A 22,707-nucleotide genomic window follows, 5' to 3' on the forward strand; every position below is an offset into this window, starting at 1 on the left:
CGCGCGGATTCGTCCGCGCGGGGCCCTTTCTCGTGTCCTGATGCCGCTGCTCGTCAGGCGGGCAGGTCGAGTGAACGTGCGAGCGTCGGCCACGCCTTCGGCAGCCGGTCCCGCCAGTACGACCACCCGTGGATACCGATCGGCTCGTACTCGAAGGTGGCGGGAATCTTCAGGTTGTCGAGGCGGGAGTCGAGAAGACGGGTGCAGGCGTTCGCCGCGACCTCCATGGGACCACCGATGAACACCCGGTCGAACCAGTCGGACGACGCGGGATCCTCGTACTGGCCCGGCACGCCCGACCCCACCGAGACGTAGATGTCCATGCCGCGCAGCGCCTCGGCGTTGCGCACGGTGTCGTGGGCGGCCCACTCGGGTCCGCCCACGTCGCCCCACAGGTTCGCGATGTCGCCACCGCGCGACGACACGGTCGACTGCACGGTGAGCCGGCCCAGGTCGTCGGTGGCCGAGTAGCAGCCGCTGAACACCGCGATGCCGCGGTACATCCCGGGGTTCCGGTGCGCGAGCATCATCGCGCCCTGCGAGCCCATCGAGATCCCGAGCAAGGACTTGACGCCGTTCGTGTTCAGTCGGGTGTCGAGAAGCGGGGGCAGTTCCTGGGTGATGAAGGTTTCCCACTTGTGCAGTCCGACGCCCGGATCGATCCGGTCCCAGTCGGTGTACAGCCCGGACACGCCACCGTTGAGCATCACGACGTTGACGTTCTTGTCCGCGAAGAACTGCGGGACTCCGCCCATCGTGACCCAGCCGCTGGTGTCCTCGCCGGCGTCGACGCCCTCGAGCGCGTAGATCGACGGGCGCGGCACCGAGTTGTCTTTCGGGAGGAGCACTTCCACCCCGACCTCGCGGCGCAGCGCCGGCGAGGCGACGGTGAAGCGCACCAGCTGATCGGTCTTGTGCACCTCGCCGGTGATGGCCGCGGTCGTGATGTCGTCGCGAAGCGGCGGAAGCGGCGGATGCTCGTTCTGGAGCGGGCCCGGAATCACCGATCCGGCCGTCACGCTGCCGTTGTCGGAGCTGGCGGCCGCGCTGCCGCTCGAGCCGTTCGCGCTTCCGGTGCTTGCTGTGCCGCCGATGCTGCCCGGTGCGGCCACCGCCTCGCCGGCCAGCGGCAGCGCCACCAGTGCCGCGAGCGACGCGCCGAGCAGCCCCCGCTGCATCCGGCGTCGCGCGGCGCGTCTCGGATAAGAACTCCACATGGAGAAAATCCCCCCTACAGTCTTGGATCGAGCGTTCTGACCGTACCGCGACCTTCGGACAGGCGTTTCCGAGTCGCCGGAATCGCGGGACGGGCAGTACTACACTGCGGCCGCATGGCGGACGTCCGTGTGGGGATCTCCGGGTGGGTGTACCCGGGGTGGCGCGGCGGGTTCTATCCGACGGGGCTTGTCCACCGCGACGAACTGCGGTACGCCTCCGAGCACCTGACATCGATCGAGATCAACGGGTCGTTCTACGCGCTGCAGAAGCCGTCGAGCTTCGCGAAGTGGCGCGACGAGACACCCGACGGATTCGTCTTCGCGGTCAAGGGCGGCCGGTACATCACCCACGTGCGCCGACTCCTGGACGTCGAGGTCCCGCTCGCGAACTTCTTCGCGTCCGGCGTGCTCGGCCTGCGCGGCAAGCTCGGGCCGATCCTGTGGCAGTTGCCGCCGAACATGCAGTTCGACGCGGACCGCCTCGACACGTTTCTGGCGCAGCTACCACGGACCACCACGGCGGCGTGCGCGCTCGCCGAGCGCCGCGACGACAAGCTGTCCGACGACCGAGTCCTCGCCGTCACGGACGCCGATCGTCCGATCCGGCACGCACTCGAGGTGCGGCACCAGAGTTTCGCGGCGCCCGAGGTCGTCTCGATCGCGCGCGAACACGGTGTGGCGCTGGTGCTTGCCGACACCGCGGGCCGGTATCCGCGCATCGACGAGAACACGACGGATTTCGCGTACGCCCGCCTGCACGGTGACGCGGAGTTGTACGCGAGCGGCTACACCGAGGAGGCCCTCGACCGGTGGGCCGAGAAGGTGCGAGCCTGGACCGGCGACGGGCTGGACGCCTTCGTCTATTTCGACAACGACATGAAGGGTTACGCGCCGTTCGATGCGATGGCACTGCTCGATCGGCTCCGGTGAACGGTGCGCGGGAGTCCCGCTCAGGCGCGGTCGCGGACCTTCTCGACGACCCGTGTGAACACGTCGTCGAACTCGGCGCGAAACTCCTTGCCGTGGTACGCCAGCACCATCACGGTGTAGCCGCGGACCGCCGCGTATCCCAGCAGGATCTCGTCGTCGGCCCATCTCGGGTTGTCGGGGTCGGTGACCTCGGACAGGATGACGGCGTCCTCCGACGCGAGCGTCGGTGGGAGATCGAGTCGCTCGGTACGGACCGTCCGGGCGGAGGCGGCGGGATCGTCGTAGGTGACGGTGTACGTCGAGCAGGATCCGGTGTGGGCGTCCGCGACGCGGGAGATGTTCATGCCGGTCTCGCTGACCAACATGATGTAGGCGCGTTCGCCGCCGAGCAACGCACCCACGGCGGAGCCGTTCTCGATCAGACGGATTCGGGCCTCGTCGGAGTAGCTGTTCTGCTCGTCGCACTCCGGCGGGTCGAATGTCGCCCCCGGGTCGAGCCCGATCCCGGTGCTCGGAGCGTCGAGTTTCAGGTTGAGGACCATCTGCTCCTCGCCGTCCAGCGGCTCGACGACGGATCCGGGAGGAAGCTCGGACGCGTCCGGCAGCAGGCCCGCGCGGACGACGGCCGGGTCGGCGGTGGGGGCCGCAACCGGGGTGGTCGTGCACGCCGCGGCGCCCAGCAGTCCGGCCACCCCCAGGGCGGCGACCCAGTTCCTCGACATCCGTGTTCCTCCCCGTTGCGGCAGGCCTCCCACCAGCCTGCCGCCACGGTATCGGACAATTCGGTCGGACAACTGGCCCTACGCCGTTTCGGTCCGCAGCCGGCTCAGACGCATCGCACCGATCTTCCAGCCGTCGACCGTCTTCCGGTACTCCTCGTGGTAGTGCCCGTAGCCGTGCAGGCTCCGCAGTGCGGCACCGTCCGGCCACCACAGCATGTCCTCCATCGCCCACACGCCGGTGGCGGTGGTGGGGGAGGTGAGGGTGATCTCGGGGGTGTGGCCGTGATGGACGGTGGCGACGTCCTCGATGCTCGCGCGCAGGAACGGCATGTACTCCGTCACCGAATGCGTTACGCCACCGCCGGTTTCGGTCATGTCGATCGTGACGTCGTCGGTGAAGACGGCGGCCAGGCCGTCCCAGTCCTTGGTGTCCATGAGTCGGAAGTAGCGGGCCTTGAGCGCCTTGATCGCCTCGACGTCCGCCGCCGCCGTGCGCGGGTTGACGGGCGAGTGGCCGCCGTCCCAGTGCGCGGGACCCGTCCCGAGGACCTCGATCTCGCCCTGTGTGCCACGCATGTGCTTGGTGCGGTGGCTCATTCGCCACACGCCGTCGGTGAGCCGCCACTCGTCGCGGTAGTCGCCGAGTGTCGAGAAGCTCAGGCCCTGCAGGTCCCCGACACCGAGATGCAGATCCGACACGTACGTCCGGCTGATCGCGGTGCCGGCGTCCGGGTCCACGTCGATCAGCATGTTGCCCAGCAGATGCTGGGTCGGCCCGCAGTCGTCGAGGAACGAGCGGATCGCCGCCTCCACCTCGCCGGGCCCGTGCAGGATTCCGGTCCCGAGATCCGCGGTGGCGTCGGGCAGCATGATCGCGTGCAGCACGGGCCAGTTCCGCTCGTCCATCGCACGCGCGAACCGGGTGACGCCGCGCGCGATCTCACGTTCGGCCAGCAGGATCTCGAGATTCATCGGTCTTCCTTCCGTGGCGGTGATGCGAATACGACTGTGGCTGCGACCTTTCGGTCGCAGCCACAGCTTGTCGATCTGAAATTCTACGAGCGGTTCAGCAGCTTGCGCATCGCCTCGGCCGCACCCTTGACCATCTTGTCGCGGGGGAAACCGCTGCGCTTCTGCGCGGCCTCGTAGTTGCCGCCGGCGACCCAGATGGGTCCGTCGGTGAGGTGCTCGAGACCCTCGCGGGCCGCGTCCTCGGGCTCCTGCACGATCATGCCGGGGATGTCGAAGTTGAGGCCGGCGCGGACCATCGCGGGCGTGCGGGTGACGCCCAGGACCAGCTCGACGACGTGGACGTTGTACGGCGCCAGCTCGAGCCACAGGCTCTCGGCGAACACCCGGCTGAATGCCTTCGATGCCGCGTAGATGCTCTGGTGCTCCGAGCCCATGTAGCCGGCGAGCGAGCCGAGCAGCATGATGCCGCCGCGACCGCGCTCCTTCATCTTCGCGCCGAAGTGGTGCGAAAGCTCCAGCTGCTTGGTGATGTTGAGGTTGACGACACCACCGAAGCCGGTCAGGTCGCCGGTGACGAACTCGTGGCCGTAGCTGTTGGCGCCGGCGTTGAAGATGAGCAGGCCCACCTCGACGTCGTCGGTGACCTTGCGGATCTGGTCGAGCGCGTCGTCGGCCAGGAGGTCGAGGGACAGCGTGCGGACCTCGACGCCGTTGGCGCGGACCTTCTCCGCGGTCTCCTCGAGCGGTCCGGGCTTGCGGGCGATCAGTACGAGGTTGAGGCCGGCGCGGCTGAGCTCGTCGGCGAACGCGGCGCCGACGCCCTCGGAGCCGCCCGCGATGACGACCCACGGGCCGTACTGATTCTTGTCGATCATGAAAGATCCTTCTCGTCTGCGGTGCGACTCAGTGGTCGACGACCTGCGGGGTGGGAACTGGCTCCTCGTTGGTGATGGTGAGCCGGCCGTCGAGGGCGGCGACCTGGATCGCCGCACTCAACGCCTCGCATCGCATCACCGGTGCGCCGGGGCGACCTTCGCGGCCGACCCACTCGTGGATCTCGAGGCACGCCTCCTGAGCGGCCTCGTCCCACTGGACGGCGGTGTGCTCCCAGCTGTGCTTCTGGACCAGCACACACGCCCCGCAGCGGTCACACTCCAGCGGCTGCATTCTCACGTGCCTTCTTCTCGAGGTTCTCCTCGACGACCAGACGCCACGACGCGACCGCCTTGGTGGTGTCCATCTCGTGCTCGAAGCGGTCGGTCATCTCCGCCGTGACGTCGCTGCGATCGACGTAGAACTGGTCGTACCAGCGCCGCAGTTGGTAGACCGGGCCGTCCTCCTCGCACAGCAGCGGGTTCTCGATCCGGGTCTTGTTCTTCCAGATCGCGATGTCCTGCTCGAAGCCCTTGGCGATGAAGTCGCCGAACTTCTGCGCGGTCGCGAGCGCCTTGTCGCCGAGGACCTCGGACTTCTTCACGATCATCCCGTACATGAGGACGAACTTGTCCGGCGAGACCGGGTAGTGGCAGTTGATGAGGATCGACTCGACGTCGTAGCCCTCGTACTCGTAGGCCAGGTCGTCGATCATGAACGACGGACCGAAGTACGACGCGTCGGAACGGCTGCCGAGCATCTGCGGGACGCCGGCCGCGTGCGGACGCATGTCGGTGCGGGCCTCACCGCGCATGAACTGGCTCGCGACCTGACCCTCGAAGACGTTCTTGAAGAACGTCGGGAACGAGTAGTGCACGTAGAAGAAGTGCGCCATGTCGACGATGTTGTCGACGATCTCGCGGCAGTTGGTGTCGACTTCGGTGGTGTACCAGACCCAGTCGGTCCACTCGTCGCTCGTCGCACCCTCGATGCGGGGGATGTACATGTCCTCGGCGGCCGGCGCCTGGCCCTCGGGGTCGTGCCAGACGAACAGCATGCCGTCCTGGTCGAGGGTGTGCCATGCGCGGGTCTTGGCGACCGGGGGGACGCGGCGGGCGTAGGGGATGTCGGTGCAGCGGCCCTTGCCGTTCCAGCGCCAGTCGTGGAACGGACACGCGACCGCGTCGCCCTTGACCTCGCCCTGGCTCAGGTCGCCGCCCATGTGACGGCAGTAGGCGTCGAGGATGTTGAGCTCGCCCTTGCTGTCGGCGAATACGACCAGCTTGGTGCCGAAGGCGTGGACCGAGTGCGGCTTGCCGTCCTTGAACGACTCGGACAGGCCCAGGCAGTGCCAACCGCGTGCGAAGCGGGTCGGGGCGCTGCCGGCAACGATCTCGCGGACTTCGGGCTCTTCGGACTTGAGGGTCACTTCGTCCGTCCTTTCAGGGAAATGCAATTTCGAGTTCAGACGCGTTCGAATGTCGAGCGCTGGCCGTGGGTGAGCGTCTCCGCGCGGAGGATGCACCGGTGGCATTGACGGCCACGCTAGGTGACACCTATCACCCGGATTTCTGCAGTCCCACTGGGCGGGACCGCCGACCGGCGGAAGCGTGGGTGCCGGTTGAAATCGGGCGAAGGGGACTCCCGCGGGACGGGTTTGCGGAAACCGGTCCTACCATGCGGGTACCCTCCCAATCCCGACATGCGACCCGGTCCGGGGTCGCGAAGGAGCACCACATGGCCCACGAGGTTCTGCGGTCGGTTCGCGAGTTACTGCCCGCCATCGCCGATCGTGCACAGACTGTCGACGACTCCCGCCGCGTATCGGATCAGTCCATCCGGGACCTCAGCGCGGCCGGTGTCTTCCGGATGCTGCAGCCCGCGCGGTACGGCGGTCTCGAGGCGAGCCCCGTCGAGTTCTACGAGGTGGTTCGCGCGATCTCGGGTGCGTGCGGATCGACGGGGTGGGTCGCGTCGGTGCTGGGCGTGCACCCGTGGCACCTGGGCCTGTTCGACGTCCGCGCGCAGGACGAGGTGTGGGGCCAGGACGCCTCGGTCCTTGTGTCGTCCGCGTATGCGCCTGTCGGAGAACTGATTCCGGTGGAGGGTGGCTACGAGCTGTCGGGTAGCTGGCGCTTCTCGTCGGGCTGCGACCACGCGTCGTGGGCGCTGCTCGGCGCCCTCGTGGTGTGCGAGGACCGGCGCCCCGTCGACTTCATGACCGTCATCGTGCCGCGCACCGACTACCGGATAAACGACGTGTGGGACGTCGTGGGTCTGCGGGGCACGGCGAGCAACGAGATCACCGTCGAGAAGGCGTTCGTGCCCGAGTACCGGGTGCTGCGCAACTACGACGCGGCCCAGCTGCGGGCTCCGGGAACCAAGATCAATACTGCGCCGCTGTACAGGCTGCCGTTCGGGGCGATCTTCACCAGCGCGGTCGCGGCCCCGGTGATCGGCACGGTGGCCGGCTGCTACGAGATCTACCTGAGCGCGATGCGCGACCGCGTCCGGCTCAGCCTCGGCGGCGGGCGGTTCGCCGAGGACCAGTTCGCGCAGGTCGCGGTCGCCCGGGCGTCGTCCGAGATCGACGCGGCCATCCTTCAGATGGACCGCAACATCCGGGAACTGGTCGAGTTGGCCGAGGAGGGGCAGCCGCTGCCCATGAGCAAGCGCCTGCGGGTGCGCCGCGACCAGGTTCGCGGCACCGAGCGGGCGCTCGAGGCCATCGACCTGCTGTTCAAGACCGCGGGCGGCAACTCGCTCAACCGCGGCAACCCGATCGAACGGGCGTGGCGCGACGCGCACGCGGGCAGCGTGCACGTCGCCAACGACGCCGAACGCGCCCTCGCCATGTACGGGCGGGGCGCGTTCGGGCTGCCGGTCGAGGACAACCTGGTCTAGCGACCGGTCGTCCTCGGCCGCAACGTCAGTCGGCCAGGATGCGCTGGACGGCGCGGTACGAGAACACCATCGCCGTGCCCAGCGGCACGCCGGGACCGGGGTAGAACGCGCCGCTGACCGACGCGCTCGTGTTGCCGGCCGCGTACAAGCCCTCGATCGGGGTGCCGTCCGCGGTGAGCACGCGCGCGTCGGCGTCGGTGACGAGGCCGCCCTTGGTGCCGAGGTCGCTCAGCACGATCTTCGCGGCGAAGAAGGGGCCGTTCTCGATCGCGGTCAGTGCGCTGTTGGGGCCGCCGTTCGGCGGGCAGAAGAACGCGTCGTACGGGTCCTCGCCGCGGTGGAACTGCTCGTCGACACCGTGCTTGGTGTAGTCGTTGAACTGCTCGACCGTCGCGCGCAGCGCATCGGCCGGGATGCCGGCCTTCTCGGCGAGCCCCTCGAGGGTGTCCGCCTGGACCCACGTGCCGGCCTCGAGATGCTTCGCGGGCGCGGTGTTCGGGATGCAGATCGCGGGCAGTCCGCCACCCTCGCGGGAATCGAAGATCAGGTACGACGGGATCGTGCGGCCGTCGCCGGTTGCCTTGTCGTGGGCGTCCATCGCGCGGCCGAACTGGTCGTACGGCAGCGACTCGTTGAGGTAGCGCTCGCCGCGCGCGTCGACGAGGACGCCGCCGCGGACGCCGACCATGAACGCCGCGGAGCCGTCCGGCTGCTCGACGCCGGGGCAGAACCACGCCTGGTCCAGCAGTGCTGTGGCGCCGCCCACCGCGACGCCGGCCGCGATCGCGGTGCCGGTGTTGGCGCCGAACGGGCCCATGCTCCAGGCGGCGTCACCCGGGGTGCCCGCGTGCTCGCGCATCTCGGCGTTGCCCTCGATGCCGCCGGCCGCCATCAGCACGCCGCGGCGCGCGCTGATCCGCAGCTGCTCGCCGTTCGACTCGGCGACGACACCGACCACGCGGCCGTCCTCGACGACCAGCTCGGTGAGCTCGGTACCGGTGCGCAGCTCGGCGTTGCCGGTGCCCTGGACCGCGGCGAGCAGGCGGCCGATGAGCGCGCGTCCGCCGATGAGCTTGCCGGGCGCGTGACCCTGACCGGTGCGGTCCTGGTCGAGCTCGGGGCGGACCTTGTCGGCGAGGTCACCGATGTCGGCGGGGTCGAGGTCGAGCGGGTTGATCGAACGGCCGCTGTCCATCCGTCCCTCGGCCTTGTAGTAGTCGGGGAAGGCGCGGTACTCGAACTCGATGTTCGGGTCCTTCTCCAGGAGCTCCACGACGGCCGGCGCGGTCGCGACGAACGCCTCCTGACGCTCGCTCTCGGCGTCGCCCAGCAGGCTCCGCAGATAGGTGCGGGCGTTGTCGGTCGAGTCCTGCAGACCGGCGCGTTCCTGGACCTGGGTGCCGGGCAGCCAGATGGACGCCCCGGAGTACGAGGAGGTGCCGCCGAACAGGTCGGTCTTCTCCAGGACGACCGTCTTCAGCCCCTGCGCTGCGGCGGTGTATGCGCCGGTCAGCGCGCCGCCGCCGGAGCCGACGACGACGACGTCGCACTCGGTTGTCCAATCCTGCATGGTTGTGTCCTCCATCGATTTCGGGTTCGATGTGGAACGCAATCGCAGGTGCTTGTTCCGGGACAGCGGGACTCCCACTGAGCGGAAACAAGCGGTGGGTCGTCGCCTGATTTGACGTGGGGTGGGAGCATTCCAGTGTGCGACGCGCCCCGCGACGCACGGTTGGACGAAGAGAGAGCAGGGGGACAGACGGTGCCGAGAGTCGCCGAGGCGCGGGACGCAGCCGAGCCGAGTTCGGCCGAGCAGCGGGCACGGTTTGCGCGCATGCTCGACGCCGCGGCTCAGTTGGGCACCGAGAAGGAACTCGAGCGGGTCCAGATGCACGAGGTCGCGAAGCTCGCGGGCGTCGCGATCGGCACGCTCTACCGGTACTTCCCGTCCAAGACGCATCTGTTCGTCGCGGTGATGGTCGACCAGATCGACCAGATGAGCGAGGGTTTCGCGCGACGCGCGCAGCCGGCGCCGACCCCGCAGGACGAGATCTTCGAGACCCTGCTCCGGGCCACGCGCGCTCTCCTGCGTCGGCCGCTGTTGGCGAACGCGATGATCCAGTCGACGAGCACCGCCAAGGTCACCGCGATTCCCGATGTGGCGCGCGTGGACCGGCAGTTCCGCGATGTGCTGTTCGAGGCCGCCGGTCTGGAGCAGGTCACGGAGAACGACTCGGTCCTGGTCCGTTTACTGGTCTCGGCGTGGTTCGGGATCATCCAGTCGTGCCTGAACGGGCGGATCTCCGTCCCGGATGCCGAGGAGGACCTGCGCACGGCGTGCCGACTGCTACTGGCCGATCTGTCGAACGCGCAGCTTCCGCCATCCATCGAGACGGCTTAACTGAAACGAACTTCAATACCGGCCCCGCGGGTTCTCCCGCGGGGCCGGTTTCGTCTTTGGGGGAACGGTTCTCTCGCGTCCATTGCTCTGGCCGCGAAAGTAGAATACATTCCAAAAATGAACGAGTTGCAGTTCCCGGTCGGGGCAGCTCGTGGATTCACACGTACTCGCTGCACCCCAGAGGAGCTGTACATGACCAACGTCGTCATCGTCGACGCCGCCCGCACCCCCATCGGTCGCCGTCGCGGCGCCCTGTCGGGCCTTCACCCGGCCACCCTGCTGGGGGCCGCGCAGCGTGGCGTGCTGGACCGCACCGGTGTCGCTCCGGAGGAGATCGGCCAGATCGTCGGCGGCGTCGTCACGCAGGCCGGCGAGCAGTCCAACAACGTGGCGCGGAACGCGTGGCTGCACGCGGGCCTGCCCTACACGACCGCGGCGACGACGATCGACTGCGCGTGCGGTTCGTCGCAGCAGGCCGTGCACATGGTGGCGGGTCTGATCGCGTCCGGCCAGATCGACGCGGGTATCGGTTGCGGTGTCGAGTCGATGTCGCGCGTGTTCCTCGGCCAGGCGCTGGCGCCCGGCACCGGGATCCCGTTCCCGGAGGACTGGACCGTCGACATGGGTGACCAGTTCACCTCCGCCGAGCGCATCGCCGCCAACCGCGGCATCAAGCGCGGCGACACCGACGCGTTCGGTCTCGAGTCGCAGCGTCGCGCGGCCCAGGCGTGGGCCGAGGGCCGCTTCGACCGCGAGATCGTGCCCGTCGAGGCCCCGGTCGTGACGAAGGAAGGCGAGCCGACCGGCGAGGTCGCGACCGTCACCCGCGACGGCGGCCTGCGTGAGACCACCGCCGAGGGCCTGGCGGCGCTCAAGCCGGTCATGGACGGCGGCATCCACACCGCCGGTTCGTCGTCGCAGATCAGCGACGGCGCCGCCGCGGTGCTGCTGATGAGCGAGGACAAGGCGAAGGACCTCGGGCTGCGCCCGCGCGCCCGCATCGTGTCGTCCGGCATGGTCGGTGCCGACCCGTACTACCACCTCGACGGCCCCATCGACGCCACCCGCCACGTGCTGGGCAAGGCCGGAATGTCGTTGGACGACATCGACATCGTCGAGATCAACGAGGCGTTCGCGGCCGTCGTGCTGTCCTGGGCACAGGTGCTCGAGGCGGACATGAGCAAGGTCAACGTCAACGGCGGCGCGATCGCGCTCGGGCACCCGGTCGGCTCCACCGGCTCGCGCCTGATCACCACGGCGCTGCACGAGCTCGAGCGCTCGGACCGCTCCACCGCACTCGTGACGATGTGCGCGGGCGGTGCGCTCTCGACCGCCACCGTCATCGAGCGCATCTGACCCGATTCCACAGAGCTGCATCTACTTCCGAGGACCTTTCATGACCATTGGTTTGAGTGACGAAGACCGCGAACTCCGCGATTCCGTGCGGGGCTGGGCCGCCCGGCATGCGACCCCGACGGTGATCCGGGAGGCCGTCGAGGCCAAGTCGGAGACGCGTCCCGCGTACTGGGGCTCGCTGGCCGAGCTCGGGATGCTGGGCCTGCACCTGCCGGAAGAGGTCGGCGGCGCCGGCTACGGCCTGGTCGAACTCGCCATCGTCACCGAGGAACTCGGCCGCGCGCTGGTGCCCGGCCCGTTCCTGCCGACCGCGGTCGTCTCGACCGTGCTCGACGAGGCCGGCCGCACCGCCGAGCTGGCCGGGTTCGCGGACGGCACCGCGTTCGGCGCGGTCGCGCTGCAGCCCGGCGGGCTGACACTGGCCCGCGACGGCGGCACGGTGACGCTGTCGGGCACGTCGAGCTTCATCCTCGGCGGCCAGGTGGGTGATGTGTTCCTGCTCGCCGCCACCGACGACACCGGCGCACTCCGGTTCGTCGTGGTCGAGCGGGATCGGTTGGACGTGACCGAGCTGCCGAGCCACGACGTGGTCCGCCGCAACGCCGAGGTGACCGTCGACGGTCTCGAACTCGCCGACGGTGATGTGCTGGCACTGGATTCGCAGCGGGTCCTGGACATCGCCGCGACACTGTTCGCCGCCGAAGCGTCGGGTCTCGCGGACTGGGCGACGACCACCTCGGCGGACTACGCGCGGGTGCGGCAGCAGTTCGGCCGGGTCATCGGCCAGTTCCAGGGCGTCAAGCACAAGGCGGCCCGCATGCTCGCCCTCACCGAGCAGGCCCGCGTCACCGCGTGGGACGCCGCCCGCGCGCTCGGCGAGGACATCTCGGAGTCCGAGGCGTCGCTCGCGGCGGCGGTCGCCGCCGCGGTCGCGCTGGAGTCGGCGTTCCAGGTCACCAGGGACTGCATCCAGGTCCTCGGCGGCATCGGATTCACGTGGGAGCACGACGCCCACCTCTATCTGCGGCGGGCGCAGTCGCTGCGCATCCTGCTCGGCTCCACCGCGTCCTGGCGGCGCCGGGTCGCGCAGCTCACCCTCGACGGCGCCCGCCGCGTCCTCAGCGTCGAGCTGCCGCCGGAGGCCGAGCAGATCCGCGCCGACGTGCGCGCCGAACTCGCACCCGCCACCGACCTCGAGGGCGCCGACCGCAAGGCCTACCTGGCGGAGAAGGGCTACACCGCACCGCACCTGCCCGCCCCGTGGGGCAAGAGCGCCGACGCCGTCACCCAGCTCGTCATCGCCGAGGAACTGCGCGCCGCCGAGCTCACCCCGCACGACATGATCATCGGCAACTGGGTGATCCCCACGCTGATCGCGCACGGTGACGCCGAGCAGGTCGAGCGGTTCGTCCCGCAGTCGCTGCGCGGCGACATCGTGTGGTGCCAGCTGTTCTCCGAGCCCGGCGCCGGCTCCGACCTGGCGGCCCTGTCCACCAAGGCCACCAAGGTCGACGGCGGCTGGAAACTCAACGGGCAGAAGGTGTGGACGTCGATGGCCCGCGAGGCCGACTGGGGCATCTGCCTGGCCCGCACCGACGCCGACGCCCCCAAGCACAAGGGCCTGTCCTACTTCCTGATCGACATCAAGAACAGTGGTCTCGACATCCGCCCGCTGCGGGAGATCACCGGCGAGGCGCTGTTCAACGAGATATTCCTCGACGACGTGTTCGTCCCCGACGAGGGCCTGGTCGGCGAGCCCGGCGACGGCTGGAAACTGGCCCGCACCACCCTCGCGAACGAGCGGGTCTCGCTGTCGAACGACTCGTCCCTCGGCTCCGGTGGCGAGGCGCTGCTGAACCTGGCGGCCGAGACCCCCGGCGGCCTCGACGACGAGCAGCTCACGGTTCTCGGCAAGGTGCTGTGCGATGCGCAGTCCGGCGGCCTGATGGGGCTGCGGACCACGCTGCGTTCGCTCACCGGCGCCCAGCCCGGCGCCGAGTCGTCGATCGCGAAACTGTTGGGCGTCGAACACATCCAGCAGGTGTGGGAGGTCGCGATGGACTGGACCGGCCCGCAGGCCCTGCTCGGCGATCAGGGCCGGGCCCGGTCCGCGACGCGGATGTTCCTCAGCTGCCAGAACCTGTCCATCGCCGGTGGTACAACCAACGTGCAGCTCAACATCATCGGCGAGCGGATCCTCGGTCTGCCGCGCGACCCCGAACCCGGAAAGTGAGTTCCACGAGCATGAGTAATCGCACGTTCGTCATCGGCGTGGGTATGACCAAGTTCGAGAAGATCGAATCTCGTGACTGGGAGTACCCGGACATGGTGTCCGAGGCCGTCGGCACGGCGCTTGCCGACGCCGGGATCGCGTACGACCAGGTGCAGCGCGCCGCGGTCGGATACGTCTTCCAGCCGTCGTGTGCCGGCCAGCGCGCGTTGTACGAGACGGGGCTGACCGGCATCCCGATCGTCAACGTCCACAACAACTGCGCCACCGGCTCGAACGCGCTCATGATGGCCCGTGAGTGGGTGCAGGGCGGCATCGTCGACGTCGCCCTCGCGGTGGGCTTCGAGAAGATGACCAAGAAGTCGCTCGTCGGCGACGGCACGCTGCCGAAGGTCACGACGCTCGACAACCATCTGAAGATCATGACGGCCAAGCACGAGTGGGGTCACGGCCCCATGACGGCACAGCTGTTCGGCAACGCCGCCCTCGAGCACATGGAGCGTTACGGCACCACTGCCGAGCAGATCGCGTCCGTCGCGGTCAAGAACCACAAGCACTCGGTGAACAACCCGTACGCGCAGTTCCGCGACGAGTACACGCTGCAGCAGGTGCTGGGCGACAAGATGATCCACGCGCCGCTCACGCGCTCGCAGTGCTCGCCCACCTCCGACGGCGCGGGCGCCGCGGTCGTCGTCAGTGAGCGGTTCGTGCGCGAGCACGGGCTCGAGGACCAGGCGATCGAGATCGTCGCGCAGGCCCTCACGACCGACACCGCCGAAGCGTTCGCGGACAAGTCGATGATCGACGTCGTCGGGGCCCCGATGACGAAGGCCGCGGCGGCCCAGGTGTTTGCCGAGTCGGGCCTGACGATCGACGACGTCGACGTCATCGAGTTGCACGACTGCTTCGCGATCAACGAGATCATCACGTACGAAAGACTGGGACTGTGCCGGCCCGGTGAGGGCGGCAAGCTCGTCGAGTCCGGTGCCACCACGTACGGCGGCAAGGTCGTCGTCAACCCGTCGGGCGGTCTGATCTCGAAGGGTCACCCGCTCGGTGCGACCGGGCTGGCGCAGTGCGCCGAGCTGACGTGGCAGCTGCGCGGTCAGGCCGACGCCCGCCAGGTCGACGGCGCCCGCGTGGGTCTGCAGCACAACCTCGGTCTCGGTGGCGCGTGCATCGTCACGCTGTACCAGGCCGGGACCCTCTCCAAGGAGTCATGATGCCCATCGATGTGAAGGCCGCCCTGTCGGCCGAACCGACTGTGCGCGAGGCCAACTGGACCGAGCGCGACGTCCTGCTCTATCACCTGGGTCTGGGTGCGGGCGTCAACTCGCTCGATCCCGCCGAGCTCGGCTGGGTCTACGAGAAGGGCCTGCGGGTCCTGCCGACGTTCGCGATGGTCGCGGGCCAGGGCGTCTCGGCCGGCACGCTGAAGCCGGCCGGGATGAACATGCCCGGCATCGACATCGACCTGCGCAAGATCCTGCACGGCGGTCAGGCACTGACGCTGCACGCACCGATCCCGACGTCGGGCTCGGCCCGGATCTCGTCGCGGGTCGCCGACGTGTGGGACAAGGGCAAGGCCGCGGTCATCGTGCTCGAGCAGTCCGCGACGGATCTCGACGGAAATCCGTTGTGGACCACGGGCATGCAGATCTGGGCGCGCGGCGAGGGCGGGTTCGGCGGCGACGCCGGGCCCGAGGTCACCAACACCGTTCCCGAGCGCGACGCCGACAAGGTCCTGGTCTCGCCGACCAGCGCACAGCAGGCTCTCGTGTACCGCCTCAGCGCCGACATGAACCCGCTGCACGCCGACCCGGCGTTCGCGCAGATGGCCGGCTTCGACCGTCCGATCCTGCACGGGCTCGCGTCGTACGGCGTCGTCTGCAAGGCCGTCGTCGACGGCCTCCTCGGCGGCGATCCCATGCGCGTGGAGAGCTACTCGGTGCGCTTCGCGGGCTCGATCTATCCGGGCGAGACCATCGAGACGTCCGTCTGGCAGGACGGAGATCGGCTCACCCTGCTCGCGACGTGCCCCGAGCGCGACGGTCAGCCGGTGCTCACCCACGCCACCATGGAGGTTCGCTCGTGAAGGTCGGCGACCACCCGACGGTGCAGACCCATCCGCACCGCACGGTCCTGACGTCGGCGCCGCAGGACGCGCCGGTCGATCGTGCGACCGCCGCGGCCCGCCGCGTGATCGACGCGATGCTGCGGACCGATCGCGGCAACGCGAACCTCGACCGCGTCGCGGAGGAACTGAACAGCATCGCCGACCATCTCGAGGAACACGCTCCCGAGGTGGCCGAGCGGATGGTCGACATGTGGAGCGGCGAGGGCGTCACCCGGCACGACCCCATCACCGGGCCGGAGAACGCGATCGCGCCGCCGCTCGTGCTCGAGGGGCTCGAGGACGGTTCGGTGCAGGGTGTCGTCACGCTGACGCTGCCGTACCAGGGGCCGCCCGGGTGCGTGCACGGCGGCGTCTCGTCGCTGATCCTCGATCACGTGCTCGGTGTCGCGAATGCGTGGGGCGGCAAGGCCGGTATGACCGCGCAGCTCAACGTGCGCTACCACAAGCCGACGCCGCTGTTCGAGCCGCTGACCGTCACCGGCAAGCAGATCTCGGTGGACGGCCGCAAGATTCACACCGTCGGCGACATCAAGAACGCTGCCGGTGAGGTGTGCGTATCGGTGGAGGGACTGTTCATCGACGCGGCGGTGCCGCGTCCGCGGTAACCGTCTGTTCGAGCTGAAGGGTCCCTTCGTGCGCTGTCGGCGATTGAAGGGACCCTTCAGCTCTATCGGGAGAGGGGATCATTGTGGGGAAGCTCGACGAGAGGGTCGCGATCGTCACCGGCGCCGGCATGGGCATCGGACGCGGGATCGCGGGGGCGTTCGCACGGGAGGGTGCGAACGTGCTGGTGGCCGAGATCGACACGGCCGCGGGTGAATCGACCGCGCAGTGGCTGCGGGACGAGTGGGGGGTCAAGGCCGAGTTCCAGCAGACCGACATCACCGACAAGGACCAGGTGCATGCCATGGTCGACGGCGCGGTGGCACAGTTCGGCCGTCTCGACATTCTGGTCAACAATGCCTGGCGCAGTTCGGGATTCGCTCGGTTCGAGAACATGACGGACGAGCAGCTACGTGGCGGCTTCGACATGGCCGTGATGGCCGCGTTCTGGGCGATGCAGCGGGCCCTGCCCAAACTGGAGAGGCGTGGCACCGGCCGCGTGATCAACCTGGCGAGTCTCAACGGTGTGAACGCGCACATGTACTCGGTGCACTACAACGCCGCCAAGGAGGCGCTGCGTACGCTCACCCGTACCGCCGCCCGGGAGTGGGCGCCGAAGCAGGTGTGCTGCAACGTGATCTGTCCCGGCGCGCAGAGCGAGGCGTACCGCCGGGTGAAAGAGGCGAATCCGCAGATGGCTGCCTCCATGGCGGAGGCGAACCCGATGGGACGGATCGGTGATCCGCTGGACGACATCGGTCCGGTTGCGGTGTTCCTTGCGAGTGACGACTCCCGGTACGTCACCGGCAACACGCTCTTCGTCGACGGCGGCGGTCACATCAACGGCGTGCAGTGGGCGCCCCAGGTGGACTGATCGCCGACGCTGGGGCGCCCGACTCCGTCAGGTGCTGGGGGAGTCGAGGACGCTGCCGTACGAGCTGCCGAAGCTGCCCGTGGACGTGCTGCCGAGGCTGCCGCTGGAGCTGCCCAGACCCAGGCTGCCGAGGCCGAGGCCGAGGCTGCCGGTGACGGGCTGGCCGCCGATGATGATCTGCACGCTGCCCAGGCCTCCGGTGTTTACGCCGCCGAACTGCCCGAGCAGCGTCTGCATCGGATCGACAGAGCCGAGCGAGCCGAGCGAGCCGAGCGGGGTCGGCTCGGGGATGACGATCGCGCCTGCCGTGCCCGGTGCAAAGGCCGTCAGCGCCGCCGCGGCGCCCGCGGCCAGCGCGACAGTCCCGAGAGCCGCTCGCACGCGCGATCGTTTCGCCGTCGACTGTCGTGCCGTCGGGTCGTTCACCACCATGATTGAGCTCCTTCTGTCGATGTTTTGACGTATAGAACACGACAAGAGGGCCGCCGGTGGTGAGAACGGGCGGATTCGCTGCGATTGCTTGTTCTGCGGGAATCCTTCGGAGACCTCAGCTCCCGATGCTGCCGGTTGGTCGAGCGCTCCCGATGCTGCCGGTCGAACCGAGGCTGCCGGCGGACCCGACCGGACCGTCGGCGCTGCCGAGGCTGCCGGTGGCGCTCCCGAGACTGTCGGAGCTGCCCAGGCTCCCGGTGTCGATGCCGAGGAGTTCGAGGATCGCGGCGACGGCTCCCGGGGTCTCGATCACGGTGCTGCCGAGTTGGATCGCGGCCGAACCGACCTGCACGGTGGGGCCGATGAAGGTGGGCGCGTAATCCACCGCGACGCCGCCGAGGTTGGTGCAGATGCCCAGGGTGAGGTAGATGCCGGTGGGGACGTCGGTCACCTGGTACGTGCGCTCCCTGGTGAGGAAGTTCGTCGTTGTCAACGACGGACCCCATGCGAAGACGGAGGGATCGATCTCGCTGAGTGGCGGCAGCGTTCCGGTGGCGAGTGACGGCAGGAGCGGGATGGCCTTGTCGACACTGACGAGTGCCGCCGTGCACGTGGTCAACCGCTGGCTGGTGTTCGGGTCGGTGAGCGTGATGGTGAGGTCGTTTCCGTCCACCGCTGTGGTCAGCGTCGGTGCTGCGGGGCCGGTGACTGCCGCCTCGATCGGCGCGCCCCCCGCGATGGCCGGCGCAGCTGCCGCCATCGCGGCTGCCGTCGCGGCGGCGGCCACCGTGATGCGTGCGAACTGGCCACGCGACGTCCGTGCGGACGTTGTCGGAGTGCTCGGATCCAGCTGTGCCATGGTCGATTCCCTCCCTGTCGGTGTGGAATCATCAGACACCACGGTTCGGGATTCCCCCGCGTGAAACGCCGGAATTGTCCAAGGCGGCCCTGTCGGTCGGGTCGGTCATCACGTCGGGCTGCGCAGGGATCGCTGCTGTCCGAAAGATCCAATCGGGCAGCGATACCGGCGCCTAGCATCGGTGCCATGATTCCTCAGCTGAATGCGATCGGCCTCGTCACGACGGATCTGGAAGCGTCCCTGCGCTTCTACCGGCTCCTCGGTCTCGACATCCCCGCCGACGCCGCGTTGCAACCGCACGTCGAAGTGGTTGCCGGGGGCGTGCGTCTGATGTGGGACACGGTCGAGGTGGTGGAGTCGTTCGGTGGGCCGTACACCCCGCCCACCGGCGACTCCCGCGTCTCACTCGCGTTCGAATGCGGCGGTCCGGCACGGGTGGACGAGGTGTGGGCACGGCTCGCGGAGGCCGGGTACGGGGAGGTCGAGCCGTTCGACGCCCCGTGGGGTCAGCGCTACGCGACCGTGAAGGACCCCGACGGCAACGGCGTCGACCTGTTCGCGCCGCTGCCCGGCTGACGAAGCTCGCCGAACGGCCGTCCGGTGATGCGACGGGACTCGCGGATGAGGTGTGCCTGGTCCACGTAGCCGCACTCGGCGGCCACGACGGCGGACGGGACACCGCGCGCGGCGAGATCCTGCGCCCGTTGCAGGCGCAGGATCCCGGCGAGGGTCTTCGGCCCGTAGCCGAAATTGCGGGTCGCCAGCCGGTGCAGCGACCGCTCGGACAGCTCCGTGGCGGAGGCGACGTCTGCGACCGGTAGCCCCGTCCGGAGCAGGTGTGCCGCCGCGGTCACGACCGGGTTCGGAAGCCCGGCCATGGCCAGACGAGAGCGGCCGTATGCCTCGAAGGCATCTGCCGCGTCGGTGGGGTCCAGGCAGGCGAGGGCCGCTGCTGCCCGCGGGCCGACGACGTCGGCGAGCGGAACCCGGAGATTGCGCAGGCCGGCGGCCGGGACACCCAGCAGGTGGGGCAGCAGACCGGGCGGGAACCGCAGTCCGACGCCGGGAAGCGGCGACGCGGTGACCGTGAACGGTCGGGTGTCCGGCCCCGCAACCACGACGTCGCCGTCGTGCCACACGAGGTCCATGCAACCGTCGGGCAGCACCTCACCGCCGCTCGTACGGTCGGTGTGCCAGACGATGGCCCCAGGGACCACCGGTGACGGGCGCTCGCGGTACACGGCCTCAGTAGAGCATGGGGCGGTGACAGGCTCGGCGCGGCCGGGCGCGCGGGACGTACTAGTAGGTGGCCGCCCGCGTGGAGATCTTTCCGGTCTTGTCGGCGTGGAAGAGTGCGTCGTTGTAGTGGCTGCCGGCCGGCACCCAGTCGAACGTCTTCTGTTCCGAGAACTTGTAGTAGAGCGCACGTCGACCGGCGTCGGGACCGGTGGGCGGCGGGGTGCTGTGCATGAGGTCGCCGAAGTGCAACGTCACATCGCCCGGTTCGGTCTCGATCCGCACCACGGGCAGGTCTCCCTCCTCGCCCCACGCGAGCCAGTGCTTGGCGTACCGGTGTGAGCCCGCGAGCACCATGAGCTGGCCGTTGGCCGGGGATGCGTGATCGAGTTGGATGCCGACCTGGATGAGTGGGCAGAGGACGGGGTGCCCACCGATGCCGTCGTCGGTATGCCAGCCCAGGTCGCCGTCGCCCTTGACGACATTGGAGGACTTGATGAAGACCATCGGACCGTCGAGGCGATCGTCACAGACCCTGTATTCGGCGTTGGTGAGCCTGGCCAGTTCGGTCATCCTCGGCTCGAAACACTGCTGATGGAGAATCTCGGAGTGGCGGCCCAGATAGTTGATCCTCGTGACCACTTCGTCGCCGACAGCATTGAGCGACCACCACGAGAACGGGTCACCAGGCATCGTCCGGTCGCGCGCCACTTCGACCTCGGCGCCGAGTCGGGCGACTTCCGCGGCGCCGTACACGCCCTTGACGTGCAGGTACCCCGCAGTGTCGAGGAAGTGCCGCATCTCTTCGCGATCCCCGTCCGCGGGAAAGCTGCCGTGCAGATCCAGCGGCTTGCCGTCGCGGTCGACGAGTCTGTCCCGGACCGCATTCGAATAGATCGCGCGACCCGTGAGCAGCGCGCGCGTTGCGGGCTCCCACCGCTTCCAGTCCTGCACCGTCCCACGCACCACTCGGGCTCGCTCGGTGCGTACACACCCGCTCGCGGTGAGTAATTCGTTCAGATATGCCGAGAACGTGTCTTCGTCGAGGTCGACCAAGGTGGCGGCGTTCGCGTCGCCCTCGACAGCCGTGACCCCTTCTGACGATGCGATCCAGGTGAACGTCGGCCCGCCAGGAAGACGGAACGCGATCGCAGGGACGCCGGCCAGGTCCTCGACGACCAGGTTTCGGCGTTCTGCATTGTGGACCAGCAGATCGTGGGTGTGGAAAGCGACGAATGAATGCTTGGGGAACGAATCGGCGATCGCCTCGACCCACGGAAGTCTGGTGCCCTGTTTGCCGCTACTCATACAGCCCTCCCACCGGGTCGCTCCGAAGCGTGCCTGTGTCGTTCTATCGAACGATAAGGGAGAGGTGCCGTCCGTCAAGGAAATTCAGGCGGTGAACAACGCATGCCGAGCCCTCGAAGAAGTTGCACGGCACCAGCCCCTCGGACGGTGCGCGAGGCCTCAGCTCAGCCGGGCGCGCAGGGCGTCGAGCGGATCGGAGCCGTCGCGGCGGCCGCGCGGGCCGTCGCTCTCCGGCAGGGTGAGACGTCCGGCGTCGGAGCGGGTCCATTCCCGGACCGCCCAGCGTTCGGCGATGGCCCACTTGCCGTCGCGTCGTTCCATGAGGTCCACGTAGCGGCAGCCGCTGGTGAAGTTGACCATGCCGATGCCTTCGCCGCCGCCCCAGTGGGCTGCGGTGGAGTAGGACTCGCTCACTGCGAAGTCGCCGTGCAGTTCGACGAGATGGTTGCCGATGTGGTGCATCGTGCCGCCGATCGAGCGCAGCTTCGGCTCGACCCAGGTGATGAAATCGTCCACGTTGCCGTCGAATCCGGTGTGGTGATCGATCGCGTCGGGGTGGTAGGCGTCGCGCACCAGGTCGAAGTCGAGGCGGTCGATGCCGCGGCAGTAGCGCATGACCACCTCGTAGATGGCCTGCTTGTCGAGCAGCTCGGCGATCGCCGTGTCCCTGTTCACCGTCGTCATCGTCTCGCCTCCGCAGTGTCTTGGATCTTCGACTTCAGTCCTACAGCCCAGTCGATGAGCTCCGGAACCTCTTCTCCCGCTGTGCAGAAAGTGGCAGGTCGGAACACCGCGACCGTCGCGCCGGCGGCGTGCCAGGCGAGGGTCTTCTCGGCGGTCGCGCCCAAGTCGGCGGTGCCGTCGTCGCGGCGTTCCGGGGACACCGACACCTGCACGATGGCGGAGCCGGGGTCGCGTCCGTGCGTCTCGAAGATGTCGCGCAGCAGGGTGACACTGTCCGAGAAGGTCTGCATGTCAGCCGGATTGACGGTCCATCCGTCCGCGACGCGGGCGATGCGGTCGAAGTTGCGCCGGCTGGGCCCGAATCCGAAGATCACCGGCACCCGCTCCTGTACCGGGAACGGCAGGGCGTGGAAGTCCTCGAAGGAGAATTCGCGGCCGTGGAAGTTGGCCGGTGCCTTGGTCCACAGTTCGCGGCACGCGCGCACGGTGTCCTCCATGCGGCCGAAGCGTGCATCGAACGGCATGTTCGTGGCGGTGTACTCGGCTTCCTGCCAGCCGACTCCCATGCCGATCGCGGCCCGGCCGTCCGACAGCCGGTCCAGGGTGGCGATCTGCTTGGCCAGCAGCACCGGAGGCCGCACCGTCGCGATCAGGACCGACACGTTCAGGAGCGCCCGCTCGGTAACGGCGGCGACGGCCGACAGCAACGACAGCGGCTCGTACCAGTCGTGGTCGATCGGGAAGGGGAAGTTGTTGGTGCGGACCCGTTCCGCGTGCGCGGCGGCGTTGAAGCCGATGTGATCGCCGGTGGAGATCATCTCGACTCCCGCGCGGTCCGCGGCCGCGGCCATGTCGAGCACCGGGCGGATCCGTCCGGCGTAGAGGTTCTCGGCTCCGAGGATGTTCAGACCGACCTGCATGGTGCTCCTGCTCCGCGGCTACTGGTTCGGCAGCTCGCTTCCTACGGAT

23 protein-coding genes are annotated in these 22,707 nt (G+C 68.8%); 10 read left to right on the forward strand and 13 right to left on the reverse strand.

The genetic code is table 11. From position 1 onward, the window contains the following. Window positions 1-53 precede the first annotated feature (53 nt). Entirely contained in the window at window positions 54-1,217 is a 1,164-nt protein-coding gene (locus tag ABI214_RS15745) for an alpha/beta hydrolase (protein ID WP_348603461.1), read from the reverse strand. Window positions 1,218-1,331: 114 nt separating this feature from the next. Between ABI214_RS15745 and ABI214_RS15750 the strand changes: the two genes are divergently transcribed. Next, window positions 1,332-2,147 (forward strand): DUF72 domain-containing protein, encoded by an 816-nt coding sequence (locus ABI214_RS15750; protein WP_348603462.1) that lies wholly within the window; start codon window positions 1,332-1,334, stop codon window positions 2,145-2,147. 20 nt (window positions 2,148-2,167) lie between these two features. On the opposite strand, the gene ABI214_RS15755 is transcribed toward ABI214_RS15750, so the two are convergent. The 5 genes from ABI214_RS15755 to ABI214_RS15775 all read right to left on the reverse strand — a co-directional run bounded on the left by ABI214_RS15755 (window position 2,168) and on the right by ABI214_RS15775 (window position 6,143). After that, window positions 2,168-2,869 carry a hypothetical protein gene (locus ABI214_RS15755; protein WP_348603463.1) on the reverse strand — a complete coding sequence of 234 codons (702 nt, stop codon included), beginning with the start codon at window positions 2,867-2,869 and terminating at the stop codon, window positions 2,168-2,170. 78 nt (window positions 2,870-2,947) lie between these two features. Then, window positions 2,948-3,841: a nuclear transport factor 2 family protein gene (locus ABI214_RS15760; protein WP_348603464.1), complete on the reverse strand. Its 894-nt coding sequence runs from the start codon at window positions 3,839-3,841 to the stop codon at window positions 2,948-2,950. A gap of 83 nt (window positions 3,842-3,924) precedes the next feature. After that, window positions 3,925-4,716 (reverse strand): SDR family NAD(P)-dependent oxidoreductase, encoded by a 792-nt coding sequence (locus tag ABI214_RS15765; protein ID WP_348603465.1) that lies wholly within the window; start codon window positions 4,714-4,716, stop codon window positions 3,925-3,927. Window positions 4,717-4,744: 28 nt separating this feature from the next. Further along, window positions 4,745-5,008, reverse strand: a complete 264-nt coding sequence (locus ABI214_RS15770; RefSeq protein WP_348603466.1) for a hypothetical protein — start codon at window positions 5,006-5,008, stop codon at window positions 4,745-4,747. Next, the gene (locus ABI214_RS15775; RefSeq protein WP_348603467.1) at window positions 4,989-6,143 is read right to left on the reverse strand and encodes a Rieske 2Fe-2S domain-containing protein; all 1,155 of its coding nucleotides are present in this window, start codon (window positions 6,141-6,143) and stop codon (window positions 4,989-4,991) included. Before ABI214_RS15775 ends, ABI214_RS15770 begins: the two co-directional genes overlap by 20 nt. 308 nt (window positions 6,144-6,451) lie before the next feature. Here ABI214_RS15775 and hsaA point away from each other — a divergent pair, with 308 nt between their 5' ends. Then, window positions 6,452-7,618: a 3-hydroxy-9,10-secoandrosta-1,3,5(10)-triene-9,17-dione monooxygenase oxygenase subunit gene (gene hsaA / locus ABI214_RS15780; protein WP_348603468.1), complete on the forward strand. Its 1,167-nt coding sequence runs from the start codon at window positions 6,452-6,454 to the stop codon at window positions 7,616-7,618. A gap of 25 nt (window positions 7,619-7,643) precedes the next feature. Here the strand turns inward: hsaA and ABI214_RS15785 are convergent, their stop codons facing one another. Beyond that, a complete protein-coding gene (locus ABI214_RS15785) occupies window positions 7,644-9,230 on the reverse strand; it encodes an FAD-dependent oxidoreductase (protein ID WP_408586874.1) in 1,587 nt (528 codons plus the stop codon). Window positions 9,231-9,380: 150 nt separating this feature from the next. On the opposite strand from ABI214_RS15785, the gene ABI214_RS15790 reads away from it, so the two are divergent. From ABI214_RS15790 to ABI214_RS15820, 7 genes are all read left to right on the forward strand, one after another. Beyond that, complete coding sequence (locus ABI214_RS15790) at window positions 9,381-10,019, forward strand: TetR family transcriptional regulator (protein ID WP_348603470.1); 639 nt, start codon at window positions 9,381-9,383, stop codon at window positions 10,017-10,019. Between the two features lie 192 nt (window positions 10,020-10,211). Then, window positions 10,212-11,375 (forward strand): steroid 3-ketoacyl-CoA thiolase, encoded by a 1,164-nt coding sequence (locus tag ABI214_RS15795; RefSeq protein WP_348603471.1) that lies wholly within the window; start codon window positions 10,212-10,214, stop codon window positions 11,373-11,375. A gap of 40 nt (window positions 11,376-11,415) precedes the next feature. Further along, complete coding sequence (locus ABI214_RS15800) at window positions 11,416-13,608, forward strand: acyl-CoA dehydrogenase (RefSeq protein WP_348603472.1); 2,193 nt, start codon at window positions 11,416-11,418, stop codon at window positions 13,606-13,608. 11 nt (window positions 13,609-13,619) lie between these two features. Beyond that, the gene (locus tag ABI214_RS15805) at window positions 13,620-14,828 is read left to right on the forward strand and encodes a lipid-transfer protein (protein ID WP_348603473.1); all 1,209 of its coding nucleotides are present in this window, start codon (window positions 13,620-13,622) and stop codon (window positions 14,826-14,828) included. Next, window positions 14,828-15,700: a MaoC/PaaZ C-terminal domain-containing protein gene (locus ABI214_RS15810; RefSeq protein ID WP_348611672.1), complete on the forward strand. Its 873-nt coding sequence runs from the start codon at window positions 14,828-14,830 to the stop codon at window positions 15,698-15,700. The genes ABI214_RS15805 and ABI214_RS15810 overlap by 1 nt, the downstream gene beginning before the upstream one ends. Then, a complete protein-coding gene (locus tag ABI214_RS15815) occupies window positions 15,697-16,347 on the forward strand; it encodes a PaaI family thioesterase (RefSeq protein WP_348603474.1) in 651 nt (216 codons plus the stop codon). The genes ABI214_RS15810 and ABI214_RS15815 overlap by 4 nt, the downstream gene beginning before the upstream one ends. 83 nt (window positions 16,348-16,430) lie before the next feature. Continuing rightward, window positions 16,431-17,219, forward strand: a complete 789-nt coding sequence (locus tag ABI214_RS15820) for an SDR family NAD(P)-dependent oxidoreductase (protein ID WP_348603475.1) — start codon at window positions 16,431-16,433, stop codon at window positions 17,217-17,219. A gap of 27 nt (window positions 17,220-17,246) precedes the next feature. Here the strand turns inward: ABI214_RS15820 and ABI214_RS15825 are convergent, their stop codons facing one another. Together ABI214_RS15825 and ABI214_RS15830 are read right to left on the reverse strand one after the other, a co-directional pair. Further along, window positions 17,247-17,651 carry a hypothetical protein gene (locus tag ABI214_RS15825; protein ID WP_348603476.1) on the reverse strand — a complete coding sequence of 135 codons (405 nt, stop codon included), beginning with the start codon at window positions 17,649-17,651 and terminating at the stop codon, window positions 17,247-17,249. Window positions 17,652-17,766: 115 nt separating this feature from the next. Then, window positions 17,767-18,510 (reverse strand): hypothetical protein, encoded by a 744-nt coding sequence (locus ABI214_RS15830; protein ID WP_348603477.1) that lies wholly within the window; start codon window positions 18,508-18,510, stop codon window positions 17,767-17,769. Between the two features lie 186 nt (window positions 18,511-18,696). Between ABI214_RS15830 and ABI214_RS15835 the strand changes: the two genes are divergently transcribed. Next, window positions 18,697-19,086 carry a VOC family protein gene (locus tag ABI214_RS15835; RefSeq protein WP_348603478.1) on the forward strand — a complete coding sequence of 130 codons (390 nt, stop codon included), beginning with the start codon at window positions 18,697-18,699 and terminating at the stop codon, window positions 19,084-19,086. Here ABI214_RS15835 and ABI214_RS15840 read toward each other — a convergent pair. The 4 genes from ABI214_RS15840 to ABI214_RS15855 form a co-directional block, all read right to left on the reverse strand. Beyond that, window positions 19,023-19,751, reverse strand: coding sequence for a helix-turn-helix domain-containing protein (locus tag ABI214_RS15840; protein WP_348603479.1), 729 nt, complete (start codon window positions 19,749-19,751; stop codon window positions 19,023-19,025). The genes ABI214_RS15835 and ABI214_RS15840 overlap by 64 nt on opposite strands. A 58-nt stretch (window positions 19,752-19,809) precedes the next feature. Then, a complete protein-coding gene (locus ABI214_RS15845; protein WP_348603480.1) occupies window positions 19,810-21,054 on the reverse strand; it encodes a phytanoyl-CoA dioxygenase family protein in 1,245 nt (414 codons plus the stop codon). 159 nt (window positions 21,055-21,213) lie between these two features. After that, complete coding sequence (locus tag ABI214_RS15850) at window positions 21,214-21,738, reverse strand: nuclear transport factor 2 family protein (protein ID WP_348603481.1); 525 nt, start codon at window positions 21,736-21,738, stop codon at window positions 21,214-21,216. Then, window positions 21,735-22,658, reverse strand: coding sequence for a TIGR03619 family F420-dependent LLM class oxidoreductase (locus ABI214_RS15855; RefSeq protein WP_348603482.1), 924 nt, complete (start codon window positions 22,656-22,658; stop codon window positions 21,735-21,737). The genes ABI214_RS15850 and ABI214_RS15855 overlap by 4 nt, the downstream gene beginning before the upstream one ends. Between the last annotated feature and the right edge of the window lie 49 nt (window positions 22,659-22,707).

The organism is Prescottella soli, assembly GCF_040024445.1.
GTDB lineage: Bacteria > Actinomycetota > Actinomycetes > Mycobacteriales > Mycobacteriaceae > Prescottella > Prescottella soli.

Excerpts from the sequence above, each read along its gene's own strand:
- ABI214_RS15745 (WP_348603461.1), bottom strand. The coding sequence starts at position 1,217 with ATGTGGAGTTCTTATCCGAGACGCGCCGCGCGACGCCGGATGCAGCGG.
- ABI214_RS15750 (WP_348603462.1), top strand. The coding sequence starts at position 1,332 with ATGGCGGACGTCCGTGTGGGGATCTCCGGGTGGGTGTACCCGGGGTGG.
- ABI214_RS15755 (WP_348603463.1), bottom strand. The coding sequence starts at position 2,869 with ATGTCGAGGAACTGGGTCGCCGCCCTGGGGGTGGCCGGACTGCTGGGC.
- ABI214_RS15760 (WP_348603464.1), bottom strand. The coding sequence starts at position 3,841 with ATGAATCTCGAGATCCTGCTGGCCGAACGTGAGATCGCGCGCGGCGTC.
- ABI214_RS15765 (WP_348603465.1), bottom strand. The coding sequence starts at position 4,716 with ATGATCGACAAGAATCAGTACGGCCCGTGGGTCGTCATCGCGGGCGGC.
- ABI214_RS15770 (WP_348603466.1), bottom strand. The coding sequence starts at position 5,008 with ATGCAGCCGCTGGAGTGTGACCGCTGCGGGGCGTGTGTGCTGGTCCAG.
- hsaA (WP_348603468.1), top strand. The coding sequence starts at position 6,452 with ATGGCCCACGAGGTTCTGCGGTCGGTTCGCGAGTTACTGCCCGCCATC.
- ABI214_RS15795 (WP_348603471.1), top strand. The coding sequence starts at position 10,212 with ATGACCAACGTCGTCATCGTCGACGCCGCCCGCACCCCCATCGGTCGC.
- ABI214_RS15800 (WP_348603472.1), top strand. The coding sequence starts at position 11,416 with ATGACCATTGGTTTGAGTGACGAAGACCGCGAACTCCGCGATTCCGTG.
- ABI214_RS15805 (WP_348603473.1), top strand. The coding sequence starts at position 13,620 with ATGAGTAATCGCACGTTCGTCATCGGCGTGGGTATGACCAAGTTCGAG.
- ABI214_RS15810 (WP_348611672.1), top strand. The coding sequence starts at position 14,828 with ATGCCCATCGATGTGAAGGCCGCCCTGTCGGCCGAACCGACTGTGCGC.
- ABI214_RS15825 (WP_348603476.1), bottom strand. The coding sequence starts at position 17,651 with ATGGTGGTGAACGACCCGACGGCACGACAGTCGACGGCGAAACGATCG.
- ABI214_RS15830 (WP_348603477.1), bottom strand. The coding sequence starts at position 18,510 with ATGGCACAGCTGGATCCGAGCACTCCGACAACGTCCGCACGGACGTCG.
- ABI214_RS15835 (WP_348603478.1), top strand. The coding sequence starts at position 18,697 with ATGATTCCTCAGCTGAATGCGATCGGCCTCGTCACGACGGATCTGGAA.
- ABI214_RS15845 (WP_348603480.1), bottom strand. The coding sequence starts at position 21,054 with ATGAGTAGCGGCAAACAGGGCACCAGACTTCCGTGGGTCGAGGCGATC.
- ABI214_RS15850 (WP_348603481.1), bottom strand. The coding sequence starts at position 21,738 with ATGACGACGGTGAACAGGGACACGGCGATCGCCGAGCTGCTCGACAAG.
- ABI214_RS15855 (WP_348603482.1), bottom strand. The coding sequence starts at position 22,658 with ATGCAGGTCGGTCTGAACATCCTCGGAGCCGAGAACCTCTACGCCGGA.